This window comes from Sphingobacterium sp. UBA3549 (assembly GCF_002376635.1).
GTDB lineage: Bacteria > Bacteroidota > Bacteroidia > Sphingobacteriales > Sphingobacteriaceae > Sphingobacterium.
This window is the reverse complement of record NZ_DFOE01000011.1, coordinates 134230-159427: the sequence shown is the minus strand read 5'-3', so window position 1 is coordinate 159427 and position 25198 is coordinate 134230. Positions and strand designations below refer to the sequence as shown.

Here is a 25198-nt window from a genome sequence, read left to right as displayed (position 1 = left end):
CTTCATATTACAAATTATTAGTTGTTTTTTTAAAAAAACTATTGATAAAGATTATAAATAATAGATAAAATACAAATAGACTAATAAGCTCTGTATATAACACTATATAGGCTATATCTAATAAAGAATCTATTTTTAAATAATAAAATAATAAAACTATAATAGCCAACATAACAATAGATACTGGCAATCGAATCCACTGTTTCCTAAGAGCTGTAAACGCGGAAGTAATAAATGTATATGCAAATGTTATAGTAGTTCCAATTAAAACGATTATTAATACATCATTATATTGGGAATAACCCTTAGTATACAGAATTTCTAAAGCTCTAGAACCAAAAAAGTATGCACTAGCAGTTAGAGTGAGTCCCAATCCTAGACCAATCGCAACCATTTTTAACACCAATGACAAGAACTTTTTCTTTTGTTTAGATTTGACATATTCTGCCAATCTCGGCATAGCTGCTTGCGCGATAGAAGATATGAATTGCCCGCCTAAAGACTTAAAATATAACAAACTTCCGAAAATAGCTACTGCTTCGATACCTAAAAAACGTTCAACACTCAATCTCGGATAATTTAAATAATATTTATCAACATAAATCGCGCAAAAAACTGGAAAACATAAAACAAGAAAGTGCCAAATTGTTTTTCTATTAATAGCTTTTAACTGTAATTCATCTATAGAAATAAACTCTCTCTTTACAACTTGTTTTCGCTCATAAAAAAAATAAAGCAAAATCCAGCTGAACAAATATGCTAACAATGATACAACAATATCCTTGAAGATTAAAGAGATAATTGTCACTACAACAACAGCTACAATGCCTCGTATAATTCGAGAATATGCAACATAATTGAGTTTATGTTGCTTTTGATAGATTCCATAAATTAAATCCAATTGAGATTCAAAACTTTTTATTAACGTTACAATTACAATTACTATAAAATACTCTGGCTTAAGAAACCAGGCGGCGAGTATCAAAATAAATATACCCAAAATACTACTAAATGTACGAAATGAAATATAGTCCCTAAAGCCTAAAACACTCTCATCATCTGTAATATAAAAATTTCTTAATTGCATTTCTAATGCCATCATTAATGGAGTTGTAAAAGCACCTGCATATACAAATTGGCCAACATCATCCATCGAATAAAGCTTAATAAAGATAAGTAATATTATATATTGACTAGCTGCATAAGCTAAATTACCGACTAAAGCAAAACCGAAATTTTTCTTTAAACTAACTGCCATATTAGTTTTTATATTTTAAAAACCATTCAACAAACTTATTAATTCCAGTACTTATAGCCATCTTAGTTTGATAGCCTATAGCACTTAATTGTTCTGTATCCGCCCAAGTGCGTGGCACATCACCTGGTTGCATGGGTAACATATTTTTTTCTGCTACTTTACCCATATTACTTTCCAAAGTCTCAATAAACTCCATTAGAGATACCGGAGAACCATTTCCGATATTAAAAACTTGATAATATCCTTGCTCCTGATCAACTGTAGGAGGATTATTCAGAGTAATAATGATCCCTTGTACAATATCGTCAATATAGGTAAAATCGCGGCTCATATGACCATTATTAAACACGTTGATTGGACGCCCCTCGATAATCGACGAAGCAAAAAGTATGGGTGCCATATCTGGCCTCCCCCATGGTCCATATACAGTAAAAAAACGAAGCCCTGATGTCGGAATTTGGTAGAGATGGCTATACGTGTGAGCCATTAACTCATTTGCTTTTTTAGTAGCAGCATATAAACTTACTGGATAATCAACACGGTCGTCTTCAGAAAAAGGGACTTTCGCGTTTTCTCCATAGACAGACGAACTGGATGCGTAAACCAAATGACCGACTTTATTGTGTCGACAACATTCGAGAATATTAACAAATCCTACAATATTACTATCAACGTAAGCCATCGGATTTTCCAAACTATAACGAACACCCGCTTGTGCTGCTAGATTGATAACGGCATCAAACGATTCGTCTTTAAAAAGTGCCGGTAATTGCTCCCGATCTTCCAAGTTCATTCGAACAAATGTCAGATTAGTAAAAATACTCGAAGTCACTTTGCGGTTAAATCGCTCAGCTTCAGAACGATCCACCCCCAATTCATGTAAGCGCGCATACTTTAAATTAACATCATAATAATCATTGATGTTATCTAAACCTACGATAACATTTCCTTGCTCCGCTAAAAGTTTACACAGATGAAAGCCGATAAATCCCGCGGCACCGGTTACCAATATTTTCTTATAATTCATCACTTGTTTTTGCTAATTCTTCAAATTCTTTTTGCGCAAATTCATAAGCAGCCAGATCGCCGATATCGTACCTTTTGCCATTTATAGGCCAAGCATACACCGTACTTCTTAGGCAGAGCCAGGCCGACAGATTACCAGGCGCATCGTAATCACAGCCTTGCTCAATAGCTGTCTGGATTAAAGGTAGGTCTGCTGCTGTATAGTAATAAAAAGGTGGAACTGCCCAATGGGATGGCGGAACGTCCGGCTTCTCATAAATGGCTTCGACAAGGTTATGCTCATCCATTTTCAATACCCCTGTTTTTTGTAAAGACTCCAGTGAAAGCTCTTCATGACAGGTGATACAACTTGTATTCTTCGACTGTGCAAACTGTACAAAATCCGCAAAGGAAAAGGTAACAACATTATCCCCAGCCAAAACCAACAAATCCTCTTCGATCTTTAACTGCTGAATAGCAAACAAAATATCTGTGACCGCCCCCAAGCGGTTCGCATTGTCCGTGGTACCATCGTTTAACACCGTCACTTTCTTTTGATAGTTGCTTACAGATTTCCAATCCTCAAAATGGTGATAAAATGTCGCATTGCTTACGACAATATGTTCAGTAACAATATTAAGCTTATCCAACTGTGCAACCAAACGATCCAAAATTGTCTGTCCACCGATAGCCAACAATGGCTTAGGAAAATTTTTGGTCAATGGATATAAGCGTGTGGCATAACCAGCCGCTAAGATCAGCGTTTTCATATTACGTCTTATTTAATTCCTTCATCATTAACTAACCCGACGTAAACCGTCTGCCGTTTTGCATACACGCACTTTATACTTACCTTCCATCTCCGGATATGCAGCCAAATACTTTTTACCTATGAATTCAATAGCCTCATCACGATACGTTGGGTCAGCAAGCGCAATGCAACAGCCTTTAAAACCAGCACCACTAAATCGTCCTCCATATACGCCCGGAGCTTGCTTTATCGCATCATACAGGGCGATCATCTCTGGACATCCCGCTTCCCAATTGTGAATGGAACTATCACCGGACTCAAACATAATCGCACCTAATCCTTTCAAATCGCCTATGGAAAAAGCCTCTACAGCACGATCCACGCGTTCGAATTCCGACATATAATGTAAAGTACGTTTAGATAAGGAAGAAGGAAGCTGATCTTTCCATTTCTCATAAATGGAACGTTCGACATTGCGCAAACGCATTTCGGCATAGTCACCATACGGTAATCCTTCATAAGCCATCAGCGAATAAGCCGCTACTTTACATTCATCTGTCCGTGTATTATAACCCGTATTCACTAATGTACGGGTCAAGCCACTGAAAAAAACCAAAATATCAAACTCAGGCATATCCGTTGGCTGAGGAATCAATCGATAGGAATCATCTTTGGTATCCAAATACAGGAGATGATCTTTTTTGCAAAGGACTTCGCAACTCTGGTCTAATTTTCCAAGACTTAAACCGATATACTCTTTTTCAGCTTGAAATGCCAATTCAATCAGGCCGTGCTCATCTAAAGATATCTGATTAACATCGGCCAAAGCCATTATATAACATAGTAGCACTGCGGATGAAGATGACAATCCACCCACTGGCAGAGAACCCGAAGCCAAGCCCTGTATTCCTACATGCAGCTCATAGTCCTTTTTCAGTACATAAATTGCAGCCTGAATATAACGTCCCCAATGCTCGTATTTGGCAGGCATCGAATCTATCGGAAAAATAACTTGCCCGTCAAAATCACTGCTAAACAAATTGATCACCCCTGTTTCGGTTGGTGTATAATAAAAATCAACACCATGATCCAACGCAAATCCAGTCACGTGCCCATGCTGATGGTCAATATGCGCACCGACTGGACATACCCGATAGGGGCTATATACATGGCGAATATCAGCAATGTTAGTTTCTGGGAACAATGACTGGATTTCCTTGAGCATGACTTATGATGTTAAATTATTCTGTTTGGTAGATTATTCACCGATAGCATAATAATCGAATCCTAGCCCATTTAGCTGAGTACGATCCAATATTTTGCGCCCATCAAATACAAAAGCTGGCTTTTTCATCTCTTCTTTAATCTTTGCCCAATCGTAATTTTTAAATTCATCCCATTCGGTCAATACCGCAACAGCGTGTGCATCTTGAAGTGCTTCATAAGGATCATTGATCACCGTGACCAAACGGCGGTTTTCTTCTGGCGATCGCGTACCTAAGTAATCCAAATCTTTATACACCTGCTCAGCAGGTACCTTTGGATCATAAACCACCACATGAGCCTCTTCCTCCAGCAAATGATCGGCCACATAAATAGCCGCAGACTCCCGGGTATCGTTCGTATCTTTTTTAAACGCCCAACCTAAAAAAGCAATCTTTTTGCCGTTCACCGTATTATACATGGTTTGGATAATATTCTGTGCAAAACGCGCTTTCTGATGATCGTTTAAAATAATCACCTGCTCCCAATAGTCTGCTACTGCAGTAAGATTGTAAGAGCGAGCAATATATACCAAGTTCAAAATATCTTTTTGGAAGCAAGAACCACCAAAACCAACTGAAGCTTTTAAAAACTTAGGTCCGATACGGCTATCGTGGCCGATAGCACGAGATACTTCATCCACATTGGCTCCAGTGACCTCACACAATTCTGAAATGGCATTGATTGAGGAAACACGTTGCGCCAAAAACGCATTGGCAACAAGTTTCGCTAATTCAGACGACCATAAATTGGTGGTTAAGATACGCTCGCGAGGTACCCAAGCTTCGTATACTTGCACCAAAGCCTCTATTGCCTCTGCATCTTCTCCACCGATCAACACACGATCTGGATTGTGCAAATCAGTCACCGCAGTACCTTCGGCCAAAAATTCTGGATTGGATAAAATATGGAAATTGACTCCGTTACCGGTATTGTCCAAAATACTTTTCAATGCTGCGGCAGTACGCACCGGCAAAGTAGACTTTTCAACAACAATTTTATCATTTTTAGCAACAGAAGCAATCTGACGCGCACATAATTCAATATACTTCAAATCGGCTGCCTGTCCTTTGCCCTTACCGTAAGTTTTGGTCGGTGTATTGACAGAAATAAAAATCATATCGGCCTCGTCAATCGCTTTCTCTACGTCGGTAGAAAAGAAAAGATTACGTCCGCGTGCTTCTGCCACCACAGCATCAAGGCCTGGCTCATAAACTGGGAGTTTTTCTAAATCAGAATCATTCCAGGCATCGATACGCGTCTGATTGAGATCAACTACAGTAACAGTAACATTTGGATTTTTCTGTGCAATGACCGACATGGTAGGCCCCCCTACATAACCTGCGCCAATACAGGTTATTTTTTTAATTTCTTTCATTTTATTCAATTCCAGTTAGTTTTTTATAATTATTTATTTTATTTCTTCTTGATTTTGGGGCAAAGTGTCCATTTTTCTGTAAAGAATAATCATTCCTTGGACACTTTCAACAACTTCTGTGTATACGGTCACCTTCTTACCAAGTATTGTGCCAGCTTTTATGGCGGATTGATTTAAATAATCAAAATTTAAACCATTTCCTCGCACCAGCACTTCTATATGACCTGAATCAATACCCTGTGCATAATCGCCCAATAAGGCAACTTCTTCAACATCACCTGCCCGCTGCAATACTTTATCCACAAATGAATCGATGCCCAGAAAATTACGAATCAATCCTTGAAGGGAAAAAAAAAGTGAATGTTTACTGTTGGCTCGATAATAAATCTTATGCTCCTTATCCTCCCGGATCAGATAGCCAGCTTCGGTCAGTTGATTCAATTCCTTGCGAATTGAATTGGTCGATTCTTTGAATTCGTCCGCCAAACCTCGTAGGTAACCCCGATTGCCTGCCGAAACAAAAAATTTGATTAATAACTTCAAACGTGTCTTGGATGTAATTAAGGTATCCAACATTGGAATAGCATTTAAGTTGAGTAACAAAAGTACTCATTTCAGTTTAACGCTCCAAATTAAATAATCATTAACTACTTGATAACTTAACAATAAATGCAAAACTCCACGTGGAACGTTACTTAAAATAAAGAAACCCCGGCAAGCAGGGTCTCTTCAGGTTAAATAGGTATGTAATATGGAATAAAAACACGTAAAAACTAACCTTTAAATTCGTTTTGACTGGCCGAAGGACTGAGCGCATACACCCCTTCCATGGGCAGTGTTGTACTAAAGGCTTTCTTCTCGCCATTCTGATAGGTTACCTGCGCATGCACCTTTACCTTGTAGTCCTTCAGATCAACACGTGCAGCTTTACCAGAACCGATACGAAAACGAACAGATACTTCTGATGAAGAATTTTGGTCGGATTTGAAGGGCAACACCAGCAGCTGTTGAAGCTTCACCTCGACCTTCTGATTGGTCGAACGCACATCCTTTACCACAATATTAAGCACATCATCGTGATACCGCTCTGCGCGAAAAATCAATGCGCCATGGGTCGAACTGAGCCGCCCGCTATACTGCCCCGGATGTTCCTGAAAACGGTAATACACACGCAAGGAGATGTCTGCAGGCTTTTTGCCCGAAGCAAAAAGCTTATATAGGGCATACACAATCGCAATAAACAGAATTATATATAAATAAGTTATCATCAGGTAATTAAAAGTTGTCTAGGTCAAAATATACTGCGTTCGTCTGTAATACTAAATGCGTAGAGCAAAAGTAAATACATAATTGCAAACAGAACAGAGACCCTAGGGTCTTATTTACAATTAGGAAAATAAAAGCTTATTAGATTTATTTAAAATAATGCATTTTTGTTTTGCCTTATGAAGCCAAATATTATTTTCATCCTAATACTGCTGCTGAGCACTGTCGCAATTCATTTTGGGATGAATGCTATTATTTGGCATAATAGTACTGTTCAAGGCACCTACATTTCAAAGGAATCTCCCATTGTAATAACGCAGGAAAGAGCACACCAATCCGCCCCGGCTTATTACTACACCAATAGGCACCTTTTTGTACCACTCGCCCAGTTCAAACCGGCAAAAAATCAGGAAAAAAATATATTTTGGTTAAAAAAGGTGATTTTTCTTAATAACCACGCATTGACAGGCGATTATGTACTGTCATTTGACAACCTCACCTTCGTGGACCTCACCATACTGGACGTAAAAGGAAATATCATAGACAACAGAAGCGCCGGCCTATTTCGAAAGCATACATTATTATCGCCTAAAGGCGGACGTGACCATTTTAACATCCACCTAAACAGCAATACGATGTATACACTTTTACTGCGTGTACAACATATTAAAGGCTATACGCCATTTTATGATTTCCGCTTACAATCACAGAAAGACTACCTCAAGAAGGTGCAGGGCATCAATCTTATCCATGCGTTTATGGAAGGGGCTATTATTGTATTGCTGCTGTACATCGCTTTTGCATGGATGGTGTCGCGCTATAGGCCTTATATCTGGATCTTTTGCTTTTTGTTATTTATCGGATTTTATAGCTATGGGCTGCAAAATCAATTTATAGATCTATTTTTCCCAAACAATCCCCAGCTTGGATGGAGCCTGGTATCGGTATTCAGAAATCTGGCGGGAATCAGCTTCTCCCTCTTAACGATTGCGTTCTTAAATCTCAAAAAAATAAGCCAACAGTATTATAGACTAATGCTTGGCCTCATTCTGCTCGCATTTGTAATGTCGGCAGCTAATTTGATCAACAACTATTGCTTCGCAAACTTTAGACAGAGCAATTGGGTCAACCTCTCTTTGGGAATGCTCTATGTCCTCTTTTTTTCGAGTTTATTTATATCCCTCTGGAAACAGATAGACAGGATGCAGCGCTTCTTGATTTATTCGGGTATTTTTCTCCTTATCGGTATCGGCATATTGATCTATTGTGGTTTGATCTTAAAGGAACAATCCATCCAATATGTCTCAATAATGACGCAGTTTTTTGTGTTATGCATCACCATGATCCTCTTGATCGGCATTCGGCTCAAAATAAGGAAATCAGAACTGGAGCATCATCAAACCACTGAGACCATCGTTCTTGAGCGAACAGCCGAGCTTAAAAAGGCCAATGATGCGCTCTACGAGCAGCAGATTCAATTGCTTCAGAAAAACCATTATATCGAAACACTCATTGACGAGGTCAACCACCGGGTTAAAAACAACCTCCAGCTGCTGTATAGTTTGGGGAGCCTGTACCGATCCGATCAGGGCAACCAGAGTATGCAGCCCATACAATCCATGCAGGATAGAATACATGCCATGATGCTTGTTAACCAGTTGCTGGTGTACAATCAAAATAGTCAGCTGAAATTGAACATTTTAGTGATTGAAACTGTTAACTACCTGAAACAAATGCATGATCCGGAAGGCAGAGTGGCTATCCATGTCGATGTTGGACAAGATTGGCTGGTTACAACCCAAACCTCTATACCCTTAGCGCTCATCATTACAGAGCTTATGACAAATAGTTATAAATATGCTTTTCCTCTGGGTGCTGTCGATGCGCCTGCGATTCATTTGAGTATAATCAAACATGAATTTGGAACGACCATGCGGTTTGAGGACAATGGTGTGGGCGCCAAAGCCGTTGTTTCTGAAGCGTCTTTCGGAATTGGTTTAGTAAGGGATCTAACACGCCAGATAAGAGGGACAGTGACCATCAACCCGCAAAATGGATTTAAATATTTATTTGAATTTAACAATATCATATGAGCCTAAAAGTATTAATTGTAGAAGACGAAATGATCATTGCCCGATTTATTGAATATCAGTTTAATTCCCTCTATACAGGCCTGGAATTGCATATTGCGCTTACTGTTGACGAAGTGGAACAATACATGGAGGAAAACTCGCCCGATCTGGTCCTCTGCGATATTCAGCTTAACGACCGACTGGATGGCATTGAGTTAATGGAGAAATATACAGCAACCAAGCATTTCAGTCTAATCTTTATCACCTCTTATCAGTCCAAAAGCAGTATAGATCGCGCAGCAGCCCTAAATCCTGAAAATTACATCATTAAACCGCTGGGCGAAAACCGCCTCTATGCAGGCACGCACCTAGTGATCCAGCGGCTACAGCAACAAAAGAATAAAAGTCAGGCCGTGGAAAAGCTGAAGACATTGACGCCGGCCGAGTTAAATATCCTGAAGCTGATTGCACTCCGCCATACCACCAAATATATCGCCGAATCATTATTCCTCAGTCCATATACCATCAAAAATACAAGACACCGCATCTGCCGAAAACTGGATCTCAATGAAGAAAATAATGCCCTGTTATCTTGGGCGATCGAACATCAGCACCTGCTTAAATTTTGAGACAAAAAAATAAGGGTTTGCAATGAAGCAAACCCTTTCCCATAAAATAAGAATGACGCAAATTATGTCGTCCGATCCTGGAGGGCTTTAGATTGATAAGGCGCACCGATCTTCAATACGGTACGAAACGTTTTTGGTTTGCTGTTACCAAAATTCAACACCCCGGAGATGCGGATCCCTTTTCCTTCCAATGCGGTGAGCTCACCCTTCTTTTTAAGCAATTTAAATCGTACGGACACGTCGGAGGTCCCTTCCTTCTTCTTTTCAAAAGGCACCACGACAATTTGTTCCAGATTGACAACTAAAGCAGGATGACTGGGTTTGACCGCTTTGATCACCAAATTTCTGAGTGCGTCGTCTTTCGATTCGGTACGAAAAACAAAAACGCCACTTTTTGTCCGGTAGTCGCCGCTATATTGACCGGGTCTATCCTGAAACAGGTAGTGGACCTCCATTGAAACAGCATCGTGAAATTGCTTCTGCCTTTGTTTTGCTTTTAAGATTAGATAAAGGAAACTTAAAATAAGTACCGTAAGTGCTATAAAAGTTACCATAATAAAATTGTTAATTAATAGGAATAGGTGAACCCAAAAATAAGGTAATCGCCTATAGCACACGAAAATGGAAAGGGGACAAAAAAGGGACAATTACAAATTAGGCTTTAACAGGGCAAAAAAAGGCCTGTCCCTCGGACAGGCCTTATAGTGAATTCAGATATTATACTATAATTACCAAGTTGTTTTTTTAGCAAAAAAAAAACATTAGTAAGATAACACCGACAGCAATCGCCCAGATGATATACGCATGGGATGAACTTTTTGCAGAAGCCGTAACCAGTTCCGTTTGCAGTCCGTAGCGCGCGAGGCTATCAAAAGCAGCTTGGCGCAGAACAGTTTATAGGAACTTTACCAACATCTTTCTCCTAAAAATGCTAATGAAAAGGAAGTTATACAAAGTGTTTGGGAGAAATTCGTAAGAAGAAACGCTTAAAAACTTGACAAAAAGTAACTTTTAAATTACCTTTGTATAATGAGAGTTAGAGAGGTAATCGCTTTTAAAAATTATTTTGAAGACTTCCTTTTGGATCAGCCACAAAAGGTACAGGACAAAATTTTTAAAATAATTGAAGCAATAGAAACTCTCGAACGGGTTCCGAGTAATTATTTAAAACATTTAACAGGAACTGACGGATTATATGAAGCTAGGATTCAGCTTGGATCCAATATGGCGTGTGTTTTGCTTTTTTGATGGTGATAAGCTCGTTGTCCTAATGAATGGTTTTCAAAAGAAAACTCAGAAAACTCCAAAGAATCAGATTGAAAAAGCATTAAGTATCATGGCTGAGTATTACGAACAAAAAGGTAGAGAAAATGGAAACTAAGAACTGGAAAAATATTAAAGATGATGTTTACGGGAAAGTAGGCACCGAGAGAAGAGATGAACTGGATAGAGATTTTGAATCTTTTAAAATTGGTCTGCTGCTTAAAAAAGCACGTGAAGAAAGAAATATTACGCAGTCCGAGCTCGCTCAACTAATTGACAAAAAACGTGAGTATATTTCGAAAATTGAAAATAACGGCGGTAACATTACACTAAAAACATTATTTGACTTCGTTGAAAAGGGATTGGGAGGCAAAGTCAACATATCATTCGAGCTCTAATCTCTCAATATTATTGCAGAAAGATTCCATTGATGGGATGTTGAAGTACTGGAGAACAAAGTGAGCACAGGGCGCTCACTTTGTTATAGAATAATGGTGCTACCTCTAAAGCACCACTTGGTAAATCCGAATTAACTTATCAAACTTACTACAATTTAATTGAACATGATGGCGCCCATTAATCAATCAACTTCGACTGATGACGCTCCAATGTATTGTAAATCTTTTTAACATCTTGCGATTTTTCCTTCTGCAACACCAAAATCGCATCTTTGGTATGAACAAGTATACTATCGCGCAAACCTACAAATGCAGTATAGATATCCGTACCGATAACCATGTTGCCATTCTCATCCACAGGATGCCCAGTCTGTTTCAAGTAATCATACATCGACTCAAAAGAGCCCAAATCTGACCATTGGAAGCTGGTAGCAACCACGCGAATTTTTTTAGAGCGCTCCATCACGGCATAGTCAATGGAAATGGATGGAATATCTTTCGAAAGCTGAAGATCGAGTTCGCCATTTTGACGATGTTTCCAAGCATTATAGGCTGTGGCATACACTTTAGGTTCAAAATTTTGAAGTTCAGCCAAGAAGGTATCTGCCCGAAAACAGAACATACCCGAATTCCAAAGAAAATTTCCACGCTCTATGAAATCCTCCGCTGTATCCTGGTTTGGCTTCTCGCGGAAAGACAATACTTTGTCTTCCTTATATTCAATATAGCCATACCCAGTTTCAGGACGGGTTGGCTGAATACCAAAAGTAACGATATAGCCCTTATTCGCTTTTTCAACACCCTCTTTGATGGCCGCAGCATACGCTTCACCGCCTACAATTACATGATCAGACGGTGTAACCACCAAAATATCATCTGGCTGCGCCGCAAAAGCAGCAAACGCAATTGCAGCAGCGGTATTACGCGGAGTCGCTTCAACAATATCGATGTAATCAATCTTGTTGTTTTCCATCACTTCTCTACTCAAAGTATGGTTATCGCGATTTCCAACCACTATCACCTGCCCACACAACGATTGATTCCGCTTTACAGTCATTTCAAACAACGATCCATCCTTAAATAGAGAAAGGTATTGCTTCGGGTAACTTTTCCGTGAAAGTGGCCATAGACGGCTCCCTACACCACCTGTTAAAACAACGTGTATAATATTACTCATATTAGATTAGTGTTTCTCAGCTTCCTTATCTGCAACAACCCGGCGTAATCCCTCACTGGAGAAACGGTGTGTACGCTTATTGTAATAGATTTCGATATTTTCTTCCACACAGTACTTACGGCCAGAGAAATCTTTGTCGCGATATTCTTCCCCGATAATACGCATATCGATCGGCAAAGCTTTAATAAGATCAATCAAATCTTGCTCAGTCTCATAAGGAATGATTTCGTCCACATATCGACATCCCTCCAATTGGATATAACGCTCCACAATGGTTTGGGTTGGTTTGGCCTTCTCAGGGAATACCTCTGATGGGTCGGTATTAAGACCAATAATCAAATAATCGCAGTGTCTTTTTGCTTCTTCAAGCATCATGATATGTCCGGCATGCAATAAATCAAAGACGCCAAAAGTAATTCCTATTTTCATGTTTTTTTAATAGCTTATGAGAACTTAATTAAATAGATTTCAATACAGTTTCATTGTCCGAATTCGCTTGAGCTACGATACGACGTAAGCCAGAACTAGAAAAGCGATGATCTCGACTATTGAAATAAAGTTCAATTCCTTTTTCCTCACAATATGCTCTTCCCGTAAAGTTCTTCTCGCGGTATTCATCGCCAACGATGCGAACATCAATGTTAAACGAGCGAAGGATATCTTCCAGATCCTGCTCTGTCGCATAGGGCACAATTTGGTCTACATACTTGCAACCTTTGAGCTGAATATAACGCTCCACAACAGTTTGTGCTGGCTTGTTCTTCTCGGGGCGGTCCAAGGTTGGATCAGTCTGCAGTCCACATATCAAATAGTCGCACTGCCTTTTGGCATCTTCGAGCATTTTGATATGCCCTGCATGTAGTAGGTCGAATGCACTGAAGGTAATGCCTATTCGCATTCCCTTGGCTGGGATTGTTATCATCATCAAAAATATGGATATAAAATTTATTAATAAAACGGCTGTATAGCTACTCAAAGATATAAAAATATCCCACTTAGCGTACTTTTTACACCGAATTTAAAATAGATTTAACGTAAAAATCATGCCAAAGAAATAATATCGGCATGCCGCATATACAATTGCGCACAGGCTCGCGCATCGGAAAGTGCCTCATGGTGGTTAAGTTCAATACCAAGTACCTCACAGCAAGCATTTAACCGCGCAGGCTTAAATCCTTTTCCTTGATAAATTTTAAAAGTGCACTCCCATTTTTCCTGCAAACCCAATTGATCATAAGGCAAATTGTAAAAATGCATCGTTTTGCGGAGCACACCACGGTCAAACAACTCGTTATGGGCCACCATAATCCGATTATTAATAAGTGGATAAATCTGGGGAAACAGTTCTTTAAACGTAGGCGCTTGCGCCGTATCTCGGGGACGAATACCATGTACACGCGTGGTCTGCCACATATATTGGTTATTAGGAGGTTGTATTAAGGAATAAAATTCATCCACAATAACTCCCTGCTCAACAACCACCAACCCAACGGCACAAGCCGAATTCTGATTCGCTGTAGCTGTTTCGAAATCTATTGCGGTAAAACTTAATCCTGATTGCATAATCGCTCCTTCTAAAGTTAGGGTAAAATTACTACTTTTTTCGTTCTACCAAAACTCCCCGCTCCAATTCGGTCCATGTACGCCGTGCAATAATGTTCCTACAGGCTCACGCTTCGCTAATGGATCAAACTTTGCCAATGGACTAACTTTATTATTTTTTTTATTTAACGAAATAGTTAATCCAAAAAGAAGGCCTATATTTGCATATGCGCCAAATTATTTACACAAAAGCTATCCTATTTACGTTAGGATGTGGCCTATTGTCTTCTTGCCTAAAAAAAGATCTTTACTCGGGCAGTAAAAACGGTGATGGAAAAGAGGTATCACCGCCAGATAACGACGGAAATACAAACCGGTATGCCTATCCTTTTGGTGAGGAAAAGACCGGACAAGAAGCAGAGATCATCATCGAACTTCAACCTGAACAAGGGTTAACCGAAACGCCCATTGTTAACATTCCGCCACTAAAATATAACAAGAGCTTATTATTTATGCTCACACAGGACGACTGTAAACAATCGGCATTCAGCATGACCTGGGCAGCCATCAATGGCAAACCGATTGATCGCTCGGACATACAAAGGAAATATTATTTTGACATTGAGCACCTGGAAGCTGATGATATACCACCCAACAGTTACCTGCTCGGCAAAACACTGGGCAGTACCGATGGCTTCGGCAATGAGGTCAGGTTCCATTTTACCTCCACACTGGCGCCCGAATGGGAGTTTATGAACGACCCAACTGTCGTAAAGAAAGGCTTTACGGAAAACTTCTTCCGCTTCTATATGAAATCTGGTCTTCGATGGAACAATGTGATCGAAATGCTTAACGATGGCAATGCGATTGCATTCCACGACCTCAATACCGCCGCTGTCAACAATGTCGACTCGCTGATCAAGCATTTTGACCTGGCACAACAAATCACAAAAAAGCGATTGAATGGGCGAAACATCAAGTTTTTGGCCGAACCCAATGGAAATAAATCGTACCTGCAGGCTGCGCTTGGTTTTCCGGCGATACAGACCATGACAGCGCAGACCGGTGCCGATAAGCTCATCCCGTATCAGGTCAACTTGTCCTTGCAGCAAAAGACCTTGGCCCGTGTATTTGTCAATCGCGCCGCCGAGGTAGAAAAACTGGTCAACGATGCTGCAGCAAAAGATGTCGCTCACCGCGAAGCAGTCCTTATTGGTGTGCACGAAACGGATCATGACTGGGCCCAGCTCCTGCTATGGCTGAACAATACGTATGGAAAAGACGGCAGGGACATCGTGTGGTTTCCTTCGCAAGAAGAGTATTATGAATACAATTACAACCGACAAAACAGCCTAATCAGCAGCCGCATCGAAGGGAATAAGTTGATTGTGAAAGTCAAATTTCCCAATCAATCGGACTTCTACTACCCGGCACTCACATTGAATATCAGCGGATTGAATACGAACAGCATAAAATCAATCTCGTCGAATGAAACCGTAACAGGCCTTACCTATGGCAATTTTGACAAGGGCATCAGCGTTAATATAGATTGCAGAGCGTTTACCTATGCACATGCCGCTCAATATGTCAATCGGTATCTCGCCAAAAAATCTGCCGCAAACCTGTTAGATGCAAAGTATCATGTCCATTTGCTAAAAGATTCGGAAGGAAAGAAAAGCCTGCTTCGCGCGCTCGGAGCTGAGTAAAGAGAGGGGCCAACTGTGGCGCTCTGAAAATTTATGATTATATTGTATTAAACGGATATAGCATTGGGATTAAAATACATGGAAAGCATTAATTTTAAACGTTTATCGACCGCACTCTTCCTAGCGATTGGCGCACTCGCCCTATTATTTTGGTCCTGTACAGGTACCACCAAGGAAAAGACGGAAGCAGGCGCCCAAAATGTAACATCAATCAGTGTGGCGGATAGTGCCTTATTTCATTTTTGGGATCAATTTGACATGCAGGATACGGCGCTCGTCAAGAACCCGGAAAAAGGGGAACAGCAATTGGCGGATTTTCTGGGACTTTTGACAAAAACACCTGACTCGGCCACGCGGGATAAGGCCGTGGCAATGATGCTTGACAAAGCCAAAGTCAACCGTACGAGTTTTGACTATTTCATCAAACAATACGAACACTACCTGTATGATGGCAATTCGCCCATGCGCAACGATAGGGCCTATGAATCGGTATTGCGCTACCTGATCAGCACAGATAGGCTCACTGATCTGGAAAAAGAGGCTTACCGCCCAATCTATACACTCGTACGCCAAAATAACGTTGGACATACAGCAACCGACTTCAGCTTTGAACTGCCCAACGGCCAAAAGCAAAAGCTGTCGGAGACGGATGCAAAATTTATGCTGCTAATGTTTTACGATCCGGACTGTTCGCATTGTAAAGAAACAATACACCAACTTCGGGACAACCCGCAGCTCGTGCAGCTGTTTACACAGCTGCAGATACAGGTGTTGGCCATCGATCCGTGGGGCGACCGCAGCAAATGGAAACAATACCAATCGGAGTTGTCGTATCAATGGATCAATGGATTGGATACTGATCGCCAGATTTTGTCAGCCAACTTATACGACCTCAAAGCATCGCCAACGATCTATCTTTTGGATGAGCACAAAAAAGTGTTGTTAAAAGATACGTATTTGGAAAACGTGATACAGTATTTTGTCAACGCCAATAAGTAATGGAAGACCAGACCGGAAAAAGTAAATCAAAAATTGTCTCCAATGCGGATTATTTTGCTGAAGTGCAGCGGATGCTGCAGGAAGGCAAAGAAGTCCGCATACGCATTAAGGGGCAAAGTATGCGTCCATTTATACATGACGGAGATACGGTCATGCTACGGGCCTACCGGGGGCAACCGATACCACTGGGCAGTAATATACTCGCCAAAGACAAGGGAAAATTTGTCTTTCACCGTTTGGTAGCAAAGAAAAAGGGCCAATATGTATTGGCCGGCGATGGAAATCTTGTCCTCCACGAGTACATAGCGAAAAAAGACATCATTGCGGTTGCGTACATGCATTATCCAAAGGATAAAGAGGTAGCAACACCAATCCACAGCACATGGCCAAGACTGCGTGGCTTAGGCTGGTACCGAATCCGCCTACTGCGCCGAATTATTGCCAAACTGAAAAGGATGATATAAAAAGCATTAACTTTAGCTTAAAAAAAACAAAAAAAGCTTCGAAATTCGTCTATATTTGAATGAATATGCTTACTTTAAACAGTAGAATTAAATAGCGCCACTCAGTTATAAAGTATACACAAGCTTTAAATTGCCCGGATGCGCTATGCGAATAAAAAATAAATAGTTATGAAATTAAGATCAGATTTAATTTTAAGAACCATAGGTTCTGATCATTTGATAGTTGACCCCAGCCAGGACATGGTAGACCTGTCAACCGTATATACACTCAACAGTTCGGCGGCCTGGCTTTGGGAAGAACTCAAAGGAAAAGATTTTGATACGGACACCATCGTAGACTTACTCCTTGAAAATTATGAGGTCAGTAAAGAACAGGCACAGTCAGATGCTGCAATTCTTCTTCAGGATTTCCAAAAACAGGGATTGCTCGAAGAATAGCAAATGATCAGCAGCAGCCTGAAACAGCACCTGCACTGGGCATGGTCCATCAGCAAAGGGTATCGAAGCCGCTTGTCTCTTTATTTTATATTGGAGCTGATCTGCATCGTCCTCTCCTTGCTCTTTGTGTACTTATCCAAAAAAGCGGTCGATACGGCAACAGCGCCGGGTCAGCTTCCGCTAAAATGGCTGCTGATCGGCATCATAGCCACCATTGCCCTTAACGTTGGCATCAAAGGTTACTCCGGACGACTGATGGAACGGATTAAGCTGATGCTGACGCTCGAACTGCAGCGCAACATGCTCGACGCACAAATGCTCTCCGTATGGAAGCTGATCAAAAACTGGCATACGGGCGATATACAGATCCGTATTCAGACGGACTGCGAGGAAGTGGCCAATACCATCGCCAATACGCTACTGTCTTTTGTATTGACTGCAATCCAACTACTGGCCTCGGTCGGATTTCTATGGTATATGGATCCGATGCTGGCCCTGATGATCCTGGCCATATCACCGCTCTTTGTCTTTTCGAAGCTTTATTTCCGCAAAATGCGCAAACTCAGCCAGGAAGTCAAAGCGGAGGAAAGTAACTTCGCTAACGTGCTGCAGGAAAATCTCCGCTTTCGGCTGCTCATCCGGGCGATGAGCGCTTTTCCGAAAAGAAGGGCAAAATTGACCGAGAGCCAGTCGCAACTTTTCGCGCTAAAAATGCGCCAGATCAACTTCTCCACGTACACACAGGGTGCCATGAAAGTGGCCATGAACGCAGGGTATCTCATCGCCTTTATCTGGGGCATCTATCGCCTGCAATCGGGCCTGATTTCATTTGGTACAATGACCGCATTCCTCCAATTGGTTGCGCGCATACAGTCGCCTATACTTGCATTGATCGCCTATATTCCGGGCTTTGTCAGGTTCCGCGTCTCCGCGGATCGACTACTGGAACTGCAGGCGGGTGAAATGGAACCGCAAGTGCCACAGCAACGCCTGCAGCATACGCAGGAGCTCCGCATAAACGATCTCTCGTTCCGCTATGAAGATAAATGGGTGTTGCAAAATTTAAATCTTTCCCTGAAAGCAGGGGAACCTACCGCCATTATCGGGCCTAGTGGAAAGGGGAAAACAACCTTGATCCGGTTGCTGCTTGCACTACTGAAAGCGGAAAAGGGACAGATTACACTTCGGGATGGGGATGGCGAAAGGCCGCTGTCTGCCAGCCACCGCATCAATTTTGCGTATATCCCGCAGGGCAATTCGCTCTTTAGCGGCACAATTCGTGAAAATATAATGCTACACGCCAACGAAAATAGTCCCCTGGATATGCAGGAAGCGTTGCGCATTGCAGGGGCTGAATTTGTCTTTGATCTCCCCGATGGTATAAATACCCACATCGGCGAGTCTGGTATCGGCCTATCGGAAGGACAGGCGCAGCGCATTGCCATAGCGCGTGGCCTGATGCATGACGGCGATATTTGGCTCTTCGATGAGGTCACTTCGGCCTTAGACCGCACAACCGCTGATGCACTGATACAGCGCCTATTGGAGTATGGCAAAAATAAATTATGCCTTTTTGTAACACACGACCTTCATTTGGCAGAGCGGTGCCAGCAGCGCATTTACCTGGATTAAAACAGCGCAGTCATTTGGCTTTCTTCTGTTTGCGCGGAAGAATATCGATCTGATAGGTCTCTTCTGCATAATGGATCAATACTTCAAGATCGTTAATTTTATTGGTCAGGATCTTCTGAAAATGTAGCAGCTCCAAGTTTCGCTGCTTGGCACCGGCCAGTTCGGATTCGAGTTTTGTGATTTTTTCTTCGGTCGAAATACTGCTGATATCGGATGCACAGCAATCCGTATCGAGCATCAGGTCCAGCTCTTGCTCCGCGGGATGCTCTTTCATCGCACGTTTCAGCCAGCTCACAATGGTACGCTTATCTTTAACCTGGCTTCGCTGCATGGCTTCCTGAACGGAAATCCGCCCCGTGAGCACTTCACGGGCAACTTGTAACATAAATGCTCTTCTATCTTTCATTAGCATGGTTTCTCTTACTGTCTAATGTGCTAAAAAGCCGCAACCGACCGGTAGGGTACGGTCGCGGTGCGCATATTTATCGGTGCTTTTTGCTGCCGGTAAAGCTATTTCGAATGGAACGAAGCAGTTTACCCCAGCCATTTTTTCGCTCATCCCGGCCATACCCATAGCCGTAACCGTAGCCATAACCGTAACCGGACTGCCCCAACTTGAGGCCATTCAGAATAATCGCCAGATTGGAAAGTCGCTTCTCGGCATAGATTTTTTGGATCTCCGGCAACTGCCGCTTATCCATTTTACCTGCCCGGATAACAAATAAAGTCAGGTCAGAAACACGGTCTACCACTGTGGCATCGGCGACAATGCCGGTGGGTACGCCATCGATGATAATGTAATCATAGCGGCTACGCAAATCGGCAATCAACTGGTCCAGCCGCTTGCTCAGCAAGAGCTCTACTGGATTGGGTGCCTCCATGCCAATGGAGATATAATCTACGTTTTCACCATGCAAATTGTAATGGATAATGGCGTCCAGTTCGAGGTTGATGTCGGAAAGATAGTGGCTCAGGCCCTTGCCGTGTATAATGCCCATGCGGTCACTCAATGTTCCCTTACGCAGATCCATATCCACAACAATCACTTTTTTATTTAAAAAAGATAAGGTGCTGGATAGATTCAGTGACGTAAAGGTTTTCCCCACGCCCGGAATAAAGGAGGTCAGGGTAATGGTCTGCGGATGCTTACCCTCCCGCGACATAAAGCTCATATTGGTCCGCAGGATGCGGAAAGCCTCCGTGAGGGGGTCTCTGCCCATACCGCTCACCAAAATGTTGTGCTGGGATAAACGCCGATTGTTCACCAATGGAATTTCGCCCAACAGCGGTACATCAATGGCCTCCTCAATGTCTTGCCGACGACGGACACCGGTATCGAGAATGGACAGCGTCATAATCACAATCGCGGGCAATATCAGGCCTATGCCCATCCCTAAGCCCAACTTGCGCATCTTGCTCGGGGCAACGGGATCGTACGTCACAATGGCTGGATCGATAACGCGGATGTTGTCTTCGGTCATGGCCTGGTTAATGGCATTCTCCTCGCGCTTGTTCAGCAAATACAGATAAAGTTCTTCTTTTACTTTTTGCTGCCGCTCTACAGAGAGCATCACCCGTTGCTTTTGCGGTACCTGCATCGCTTTGCCGCGTGCAGCTTGCTCTTCTTTCTTCATATTGCCGGCCTTGATCCTTAATCCGCCGATGGCGTTGTCCACTGCCCGCCCGATATTGCCGCGCATGGACTGCAAGGCCCGGTCCAGATCCTGAACCACCGGATTGGCATCACTGCTGCCTTCAATAAGGCGGTTGCGACGAAGCAAGGTCGTGTTGTAATCGTTGATTTGGGTTTCTACATTGGCATCTACCAGTCCGGTATTGTTTGGAATCAGCTCATTTTTCTTACTGCCGTCGGCCAGATAGCCGCGCATCATCTGCGCAAGGTTGATATCGGTCTCTACTTTGCTGCGCTCGGCCTGATACAATCGGCTGTCTTCAAAATAGGCTGTGCCCACCGTGGACGCATCCATACCCTGATTTTGTGTCCGCAGATTTTCAATATTTGATTCCACGGAACCCAGTTCCTGCTCAATGATGGCCAGCCGCTCCCGAATAAAATTAGCGGTGTTTACGCCAATCTGGTTTTTGTCCTGCAAGGCGACTTCATTGTACACATTGATCATCTCCCCAATAAGGGCGGTGGCACGCAGCGGATTGGTATCCTCTGCAACAACCTGCAGCAGGGAGGCATCTTCTTCCATCTGGGTAATGGTAATGGTCGAGATAAAATAATTAACCATACGCTCCAGCGCAAACTTCTCTACCTTGATCTCTTGCTCCGGAAGTGCTTTGCCGGGGGTTAGGGCCGACTGCACCGTAACCTGCCCAAGGGGGGTATTAACCGGTTTGCCTAAGGTGGCTTTCACCTCCAACGTGGCTTCACCGTGGCTCCAATTGCTCAACAATACTTCCGTACCGCCAACTGGTGTGACCGTAAAAGAAAAGGAATCCTCAGGCTTTTTATGGGGCACGCTCACCTTGATCGGGCTAGCCGTATAAAGCTCGTTGCGTCGCAATCCTGCGGCAACCGAATAGCTCATCTCGGCCCCGATACGGGTAACCGTCTGCCGCATCAATTCTTTCGACTTGAGCTGCAGGATCTCACTGGCCACGCTAATGGAATTATAGGCTTCATTGGTGCGCGAGATGCGTGCCGTACGCGGCGTATTCATCGGTGTTTTGATGATGATGGTTTCGGCACTGCGGTAGATAAACGGCGATTTGGCGTACTGATAATAGTAATACGACCCAAAAACAAGAATGGACAGTGCAAACCATTTCCAATGGTAGAGCAGATGTGCCAAAACATCCAGCACATTGATCGATTTGTCTTTCTGTAACTGATTATAGTGTGTTGTTTTCATCGTTGACTATTTAAGCAGGTTTATGGCGGTCAAGATCACGGTAACGATACCAGTAGCAATGGTGGTGAAGCGCCAGCTCCGATCTTCGCGGGGCGTATTCTCCGCAGCGATAGGCTCTACATACACAATATCATTTTGCTGCAGGTAGTACGCCGGGGAATCAAAAATATCCTGCGACCCCACATTGGTCAGCATCTTTTTTCGGACGCCATTTTCTTCACGAATGACCGTTACACGGTCTGAAGCAGCATTGCGGGTGAGTCCGCCAGCTTTAGAAATGGCTTCAAGCAAATTGATACGCGAGTCGGGCACATCGATAATGCCTACACGGTTGACTTCGCCCATCACGTTGACCTTAAGATTGAGCAGTTCGACTTTCACAATGGCATCTTTGATATAGCCACCGTCGGACAAGCGCTGCGACAGCAGATCGCGGACCTGCTCCAGCGTCAACCCTTCGAGGTGCAGGTTGCCCAGGATCGGAAAGGTAATATTGCCCTGCTGATCAATGAGGTAACTTGGACCGCCGCTACCAGCCGAGCCGCCACTCAAGCTATTTTCTTTCTCTACAACCGTGTAGCTACCGCCCATCACATTGAAAGGTGCGGCGAGCTCAGGATTTTTCGCACTCACGGTAATGCTAAGCCGATCGCTCTGCTGTAATTTTAACATCGGTACTTCCAGCGCCCGGTAGGCTATATTGGGTACCATGTCATTGACATAGACCACTTTCTTGGGTGACATGCACGAACTCAGTAGGCTAACACCAAGTAAAATCATTGCTAAAATTTGTCTTTTCATATCGTAATAATCGTTTGTTTTTATATGCATATGCCGTACGCGGCTTCTAAATTGGATTATGCGCCGCGTCGGTTTAAAAAATGAATAATCGGGAACCAGAAAGCTTCTTTCGGAACGTAGGGAAAATAGCGGACAATACGTCGCAGTATGGCTTCGGTACGTCCTTTACGCGCCAAAAAAGTGCCGTCAATACGTTGTACATAAGCTTCATCATAAAAACCAAAGTTGCCGCTCTGCCACACTTCCTGAAGGATATCCATCCCGGAGCCGCCAGCAGGGCTGGTAAACGGAAGTTTGTCTTTTGCCAAGCCAAGCTCATTGACCAAAAACTGATGTACCGGAGCAATCCAGCGCAACAGGCCGATCCTGCGGTAAAGCTGCTCTAACCGCACGCCGTCCAGCAGGTGCCGGTAACGGTGATAAAGTGATGCCAGGTCGCAGAATTGACGAAGCCCAATGCCAAAAGCCAGGGAATGTTTGAGAATATGCGCCGTCACCTGTACAACTTGAACCTGTGGCGCCAACACGGCGACATCCTGCCCGGATATAGACAGGGTGTTATCGGGGAAATCCTTCCTGTACTGGTTCAATAGTCGCTTGCAGAAAGGATTGTGGAGATCGAAAAGCCGGTCGTGCAGATCCATTTCACTCGCTGTCCAACGATACACTTGCCCACCAACATGGACGCGAGGGATGCGGTTTTTGATGAGGTGGAGGCCCGCCAAAGTACACTCGTGCGTGGTTTCAAAATACCAGTCGATATCGCCACAGACGCGATGTTCGGGAAAGCGGTAGCTCTCCGCGACGCCCTGCCCCTTCAATAGCAGTGGCCTGAGTTTACGCTTTTTGAAAAAGGCATACTGCTCGGCAATCTGGCTATTGGTACGGCGATGGCTCCGTTCGATCCGGTCAATCTGCACCGACCATTTGATCTGCAGCTGACGGGGTGGCAAATGGTCCTTGTCTAGGCACAAAAGTCCGTCGTAAACAATCCCTTGGACGGTCTGCTCGTTCGCCCTGCGATAGAGCCCACTCCACTCCGCATCGGATAAGGGAAAGAATTGCTTTTCGTTATGTTGCTGTTTCTTGCCCCAAAGTCCGCTGCGCAAAAGGAACAAAAAGGCCGCTTGAATTTTAGTGTTTTTCATAAATCCTCCTGCATGCTGCGATCATTTTCTCGCGTGTAAAATTTGCTAGATACCTCTTCCGGCCCCCCTCGGCATAGGTTTGATAACACCAAGAATCGGTGCCGATCTGCTGAATGGCAGCAGCCAGCGCTGTTGCATTTTCGGGGGCAACGACGAGTCCCGATACCTGATCTTGGTTGACCCAGCTGACACCGGAGCCCGGTATCGCGGTCGACACAATGGGTTTGCCGCAAGACATGGCCTCGATCTGCACAATGGCAAAAGCCTCGGTTTTCCAGATGGAACTCAGGCAAAAGATATCGGCAGCGCCAAAATAGGTCGGAATGTCATCATCGGACACAAAGCCAACCATACTGACACGGTCCTGCAGGTTGAGGTCTGCGATAAGCTGATGAAGCGGCTCCTCCAGCGGCCCCTTACCACCAATGATCAGGTGAAAACGCGCATCCAGCTGCTGCATCGCCTGGATGAGGTAGGCATAGCCCTTGTACTCCACCAGCCGACCCAGGGAAAAGATAATGGTCTTGCCCGGATAGCGGCTTTTGAGTGCTGCTACGGCCGCTCCGTCGTAGCCTAACGGATTGACACCAATGGGAATAAAGTCGATTTTGGCCTTTACCTGTTGTAAAAAGGGCGACTGCTCGACATAAACGGGGGTGGTACCTACAATCTGTTCGGCTCGGTTTATCAGCCAGTTCTGTAAGGGCTTATACAGTTTGAGGAGGTTCTTTTGTTTTAAAATATCCGAATGCCAATGCAATACGACCCGCCCGCGGTAGCCCGACAGGTAAAGTGCCAGACTGGCCATCGGATCGGGATGGTGAATGTGAATGATATCATATTGTCCAGCAATTTTCCGCAGCTTGCCGATCATTGCCGGAGCCAACATGGTGCCTGCAATTTTAACTGAGGTATGCACAACAAATAAGCGCGCATAGGGATTTACCTGTATTTCGGCAGCAGGGTGATCTTCGGTCGATGCGCAAAGCATATCACAGCATACTCCGCTTTCGGATAAACCGAGCATCAGGTCGTACATCACTTTCTCTACACCGCCGCGTATGGGATAAAATTTTCCAAGTTGTAATATTCTCATCAATTTTTTTGCGTTTAACAGTTTATGAAT

At 43.3% G+C, this 25198-nt stretch carries 26 protein-coding genes; 9 read left to right on the top strand and 17 right to left on the bottom strand.

What is annotated here, in order from left to right; translation table 11 throughout:
• Window positions 1-7: 7 nt before the first annotated feature.
• From B2W36_RS07110 to B2W36_RS07080, 7 genes are all read right to left on the bottom strand, one after another.
• Window positions 8-1258, bottom strand: a complete 1251-nt coding sequence (locus B2W36_RS07110; protein WP_293887104.1) for a lipopolysaccharide biosynthesis protein — start codon at window positions 1256-1258, stop codon at window positions 8-10.
• Window position 1259: 1 nt separating this feature from the next.
• Entirely contained in the window at window positions 1260-2285 is a 1026-nt protein-coding gene (locus B2W36_RS07105) for an NAD-dependent epimerase (RefSeq protein ID WP_293887334.1), read from the bottom strand.
• Window positions 2275-3033, bottom strand: a complete 759-nt coding sequence (locus B2W36_RS07100) for a nucleotidyltransferase family protein (RefSeq protein ID WP_293887102.1) — start codon at window positions 3031-3033, stop codon at window positions 2275-2277. Before B2W36_RS07100 ends, B2W36_RS07105 begins: the two co-directional genes overlap by 11 nt.
• Window positions 3034-3060: 27 nt before the next feature.
• Window positions 3061-4239 (bottom strand): galactokinase family protein, encoded by a 1179-nt coding sequence (locus B2W36_RS07095; protein WP_293887100.1) that lies wholly within the window; start codon window positions 4237-4239, stop codon window positions 3061-3063.
• A gap of 33 nt (window positions 4240-4272) precedes the next feature.
• Entirely contained in the window at window positions 4273-5655 is a 1383-nt protein-coding gene (locus tag B2W36_RS07090; RefSeq protein WP_293887099.1) for a nucleotide sugar dehydrogenase, read from the bottom strand.
• Between the two features lie 33 nt (window positions 5656-5688).
• Complete coding sequence (locus B2W36_RS07085; protein ID WP_293887098.1) at window positions 5689-6231, bottom strand: ArsR family transcriptional regulator; 543 nt, start codon at window positions 6229-6231, stop codon at window positions 5689-5691.
• A gap of 197 nt (window positions 6232-6428) precedes the next feature.
• On the bottom strand, window positions 6429-6923 hold the full coding sequence (locus tag B2W36_RS07080; RefSeq protein ID WP_293887096.1) for a hypothetical protein: 495 nt from the start codon (window positions 6921-6923) through the stop codon (window positions 6429-6431).
• A gap of 177 nt (window positions 6924-7100) precedes the next feature.
• Between B2W36_RS07080 and B2W36_RS07075 the strand changes: the two genes are divergently transcribed.
• Both B2W36_RS07075 and B2W36_RS07070 read left to right on the top strand, forming a co-directional pair.
• A complete protein-coding gene (locus tag B2W36_RS07075) occupies window positions 7101-9014 on the top strand; it encodes a sensor histidine kinase (protein WP_293887094.1) in 1914 nt (637 codons plus the stop codon).
• A complete protein-coding gene (locus tag B2W36_RS07070) occupies window positions 9011-9622 on the top strand; it encodes a DNA-binding response regulator (protein WP_293887093.1) in 612 nt (203 codons plus the stop codon). Before B2W36_RS07075 ends, B2W36_RS07070 begins: the two co-directional genes overlap by 4 nt.
• Before the next feature lie 62 nt (window positions 9623-9684).
• Here B2W36_RS07070 and B2W36_RS07065 read toward each other — a convergent pair whose 3' ends face one another.
• A complete protein-coding gene (locus B2W36_RS07065; protein ID WP_293887092.1) occupies window positions 9685-10176 on the bottom strand; it encodes a hypothetical protein in 492 nt (163 codons plus the stop codon).
• A gap of 641 nt (window positions 10177-10817) precedes the next feature.
• Here B2W36_RS07065 and B2W36_RS07060 point away from each other — a divergent pair.
• A complete protein-coding gene (locus B2W36_RS07060; RefSeq protein WP_293887091.1) occupies window positions 10818-11003 on the top strand; it encodes a type II toxin-antitoxin system RelE/ParE family toxin in 186 nt (61 codons plus the stop codon).
• Window positions 10993-11283 (top strand): helix-turn-helix domain-containing protein, encoded by a 291-nt coding sequence (locus B2W36_RS07055; protein ID WP_293887090.1) that lies wholly within the window; start codon window positions 10993-10995, stop codon window positions 11281-11283. Before B2W36_RS07060 ends, B2W36_RS07055 begins: the two co-directional genes overlap by 11 nt.
• Before the next feature lie 178 nt (window positions 11284-11461).
• Here the strand turns inward: B2W36_RS07055 and B2W36_RS07050 are convergent, their stop codons facing one another.
• From B2W36_RS07050 to B2W36_RS07035, 4 genes are all read right to left on the bottom strand, one after another.
• A complete protein-coding gene (locus B2W36_RS07050; RefSeq protein WP_293887089.1) occupies window positions 11462-12460 on the bottom strand; it encodes a mannose-1-phosphate guanylyltransferase in 999 nt (332 codons plus the stop codon).
• Between the two features lie 6 nt (window positions 12461-12466).
• A complete protein-coding gene (locus B2W36_RS07045) occupies window positions 12467-12889 on the bottom strand; it encodes an adenylyltransferase/cytidyltransferase family protein (protein ID WP_182983049.1) in 423 nt (140 codons plus the stop codon).
• 28 nt (window positions 12890-12917) lie between these two features.
• The gene (locus B2W36_RS07040) at window positions 12918-13385 is read right to left on the bottom strand and encodes an adenylyltransferase/cytidyltransferase family protein (protein ID WP_293887085.1); all 468 of its coding nucleotides are present in this window, start codon (window positions 13383-13385) and stop codon (window positions 12918-12920) included.
• A gap of 116 nt (window positions 13386-13501) precedes the next feature.
• On the bottom strand, window positions 13502-14023 hold the full coding sequence (locus B2W36_RS07035) for a 3'-5' exonuclease (protein WP_293887083.1): 522 nt from the start codon (window positions 14021-14023) through the stop codon (window positions 13502-13504).
• Between the two features lie 206 nt (window positions 14024-14229).
• On the opposite strand from B2W36_RS07035, the gene B2W36_RS07030 reads away from it, so the two are divergent.
• The 5 genes from B2W36_RS07030 to B2W36_RS07010 all read left to right on the top strand — a co-directional run bounded on the left by B2W36_RS07030 (window position 14230) and on the right by B2W36_RS07010 (window position 19241).
• Complete coding sequence (locus B2W36_RS07030) at window positions 14230-15708, top strand: hypothetical protein (protein WP_293887081.1); 1479 nt, start codon at window positions 14230-14232, stop codon at window positions 15706-15708.
• 78 nt (window positions 15709-15786) lie between these two features.
• The gene (locus tag B2W36_RS07025) at window positions 15787-16707 is read left to right on the top strand and encodes a DUF5106 domain-containing protein (RefSeq protein WP_293887079.1); all 921 of its coding nucleotides are present in this window, start codon (window positions 15787-15789) and stop codon (window positions 16705-16707) included.
• Window positions 16707-17171: a S24/S26 family peptidase gene (locus tag B2W36_RS07020; RefSeq protein WP_293887077.1), complete on the top strand. Its 465-nt coding sequence runs from the start codon at window positions 16707-16709 to the stop codon at window positions 17169-17171. The genes B2W36_RS07025 and B2W36_RS07020 overlap by 1 nt, the downstream gene beginning before the upstream one ends.
• A gap of 168 nt (window positions 17172-17339) precedes the next feature.
• Window positions 17340-17609: a PqqD family protein gene (locus B2W36_RS07015; RefSeq protein ID WP_293887076.1), complete on the top strand. Its 270-nt coding sequence runs from the start codon at window positions 17340-17342 to the stop codon at window positions 17607-17609.
• A gap of 3 nt (window positions 17610-17612) precedes the next feature.
• On the top strand, window positions 17613-19241 hold the full coding sequence (locus B2W36_RS07010) for an ABC transporter ATP-binding protein (RefSeq protein WP_293887075.1): 1629 nt from the start codon (window positions 17613-17615) through the stop codon (window positions 19239-19241).
• Window positions 19242-19251: 10 nt separating this feature from the next.
• Here B2W36_RS07010 and B2W36_RS07005 read toward each other — a convergent pair whose 3' ends face one another.
• The 5 genes from B2W36_RS07005 to B2W36_RS06985 form a co-directional block, all read right to left on the bottom strand.
• On the bottom strand, window positions 19252-19647 hold the full coding sequence (locus B2W36_RS07005) for a hypothetical protein (RefSeq protein WP_293887074.1): 396 nt from the start codon (window positions 19645-19647) through the stop codon (window positions 19252-19254).
• A 76-nt stretch (window positions 19648-19723) separates the two neighbouring features.
• A complete protein-coding gene (locus B2W36_RS07000) occupies window positions 19724-22123 on the bottom strand; it encodes a GumC family protein (protein WP_293887073.1) in 2400 nt (799 codons plus the stop codon).
• A gap of 6 nt (window positions 22124-22129) precedes the next feature.
• Window positions 22130-22924, bottom strand: a complete 795-nt coding sequence (locus B2W36_RS06995; protein ID WP_293887071.1) for a polysaccharide biosynthesis/export family protein — start codon at window positions 22922-22924, stop codon at window positions 22130-22132.
• Window positions 22925-22980: 56 nt separating this feature from the next.
• On the bottom strand, window positions 22981-24072 hold the full coding sequence (locus B2W36_RS06990) for a nucleotidyltransferase family protein (protein WP_293887069.1): 1092 nt from the start codon (window positions 24070-24072) through the stop codon (window positions 22981-22983).
• A complete protein-coding gene (locus tag B2W36_RS06985) occupies window positions 24059-25168 on the bottom strand; it encodes a glycosyltransferase (RefSeq protein WP_293887068.1) in 1110 nt (369 codons plus the stop codon). The genes B2W36_RS06990 and B2W36_RS06985 overlap by 14 nt, the downstream gene beginning before the upstream one ends.
• Window positions 25169-25198 lie beyond the last annotated feature (30 nt).

Bases quoted from the DNA above. Each gene is read 5' to 3' on its own strand.
- B2W36_RS07080 (WP_293887096.1), bottom strand. From the start codon at position 6,923: ATGATAACTTATTTATATATAATTCTGTTTATTGCGATTGTGTATGCC.
- B2W36_RS07055 (WP_293887090.1), top strand. From the start codon at position 10,993: ATGGAAACTAAGAACTGGAAAAATATTAAAGATGATGTTTACGGGAAA.
- B2W36_RS07070 (WP_293887093.1), top strand. From the start codon at position 9,011: ATGAGCCTAAAAGTATTAATTGTAGAAGACGAAATGATCATTGCCCGA.
- B2W36_RS07040 (WP_293887085.1), bottom strand. From the start codon at position 13,385: ATGATGATAACAATCCCAGCCAAGGGAATGCGAATAGGCATTACCTTC.
- B2W36_RS07095 (WP_293887100.1), bottom strand. From the start codon at position 4,239: ATGCTCAAGGAAATCCAGTCATTGTTCCCAGAAACTAACATTGCTGAT.
- B2W36_RS07075 (WP_293887094.1), top strand. From the start codon at position 7,101: ATGAAGCCAAATATTATTTTCATCCTAATACTGCTGCTGAGCACTGTC.
- B2W36_RS07050 (WP_293887089.1), bottom strand. From the start codon at position 12,460: ATGAGTAATATTATACACGTTGTTTTAACAGGTGGTGTAGGGAGCCGT.
- B2W36_RS07090 (WP_293887099.1), bottom strand. From the start codon at position 5,655: ATGAAAGAAATTAAAAAAATAACCTGTATTGGCGCAGGTTATGTAGGG.
- B2W36_RS06995 (WP_293887071.1), bottom strand. From the start codon at position 22,924: ATGAAAAGACAAATTTTAGCAATGATTTTACTTGGTGTTAGCCTACTG.
- B2W36_RS07000 (WP_293887073.1), bottom strand. From the start codon at position 22,123: ATGAAAACAACACACTATAATCAGTTACAGAAAGACAAATCGATCAAT.
- B2W36_RS07030 (WP_293887081.1), top strand. From the start codon at position 14,230: ATGCGCCAAATTATTTACACAAAAGCTATCCTATTTACGTTAGGATGT.
- B2W36_RS07020 (WP_293887077.1), top strand. From the start codon at position 16,707: ATGGAAGACCAGACCGGAAAAAGTAAATCAAAAATTGTCTCCAATGCG.
- B2W36_RS07065 (WP_293887092.1), bottom strand. From the start codon at position 10,176: ATGGTAACTTTTATAGCACTTACGGTACTTATTTTAAGTTTCCTTTAT.
- B2W36_RS07005 (WP_293887074.1), bottom strand. From the start codon at position 19,647: ATGAAAGATAGAAGAGCATTTATGTTACAAGTTGCCCGTGAAGTGCTC.
- B2W36_RS06985 (WP_293887068.1), bottom strand. From the start codon at position 25,168: ATGAGAATATTACAACTTGGAAAATTTTATCCCATACGCGGCGGTGTA.
- B2W36_RS07105 (WP_293887334.1), bottom strand. From the start codon at position 2,285: ATGAATTATAAGAAAATATTGGTAACCGGTGCCGCGGGATTTATCGGC.
- B2W36_RS07110 (WP_293887104.1), bottom strand. From the start codon at position 1,258: ATGGCAGTTAGTTTAAAGAAAAATTTCGGTTTTGCTTTAGTCGGTAAT.
- B2W36_RS07010 (WP_293887075.1), top strand. From the start codon at position 17,613: ATGATCAGCAGCAGCCTGAAACAGCACCTGCACTGGGCATGGTCCATC.
- B2W36_RS07045 (WP_182983049.1), bottom strand. From the start codon at position 12,889: ATGAAAATAGGAATTACTTTTGGCGTCTTTGATTTATTGCATGCCGGA.
- B2W36_RS07100 (WP_293887102.1), bottom strand. From the start codon at position 3,033: ATGAAAACGCTGATCTTAGCGGCTGGTTATGCCACACGCTTATATCCA.
- B2W36_RS07035 (WP_293887083.1), bottom strand. From the start codon at position 14,023: ATGCAATCAGGATTAAGTTTTACCGCAATAGATTTCGAAACAGCTACA.
- B2W36_RS07060 (WP_293887091.1), top strand. From the start codon at position 10,818: ATGAAGCTAGGATTCAGCTTGGATCCAATATGGCGTGTGTTTTGCTTT.
- B2W36_RS07025 (WP_293887079.1), top strand. From the start codon at position 15,787: ATGGAAAGCATTAATTTTAAACGTTTATCGACCGCACTCTTCCTAGCG.
- B2W36_RS07085 (WP_293887098.1), bottom strand. From the start codon at position 6,231: ATGTTGGATACCTTAATTACATCCAAGACACGTTTGAAGTTATTAATC.
- B2W36_RS07015 (WP_293887076.1), top strand. From the start codon at position 17,340: ATGAAATTAAGATCAGATTTAATTTTAAGAACCATAGGTTCTGATCAT.
- B2W36_RS06990 (WP_293887069.1), bottom strand. From the start codon at position 24,072: ATGAAAAACACTAAAATTCAAGCGGCCTTTTTGTTCCTTTTGCGCAGC.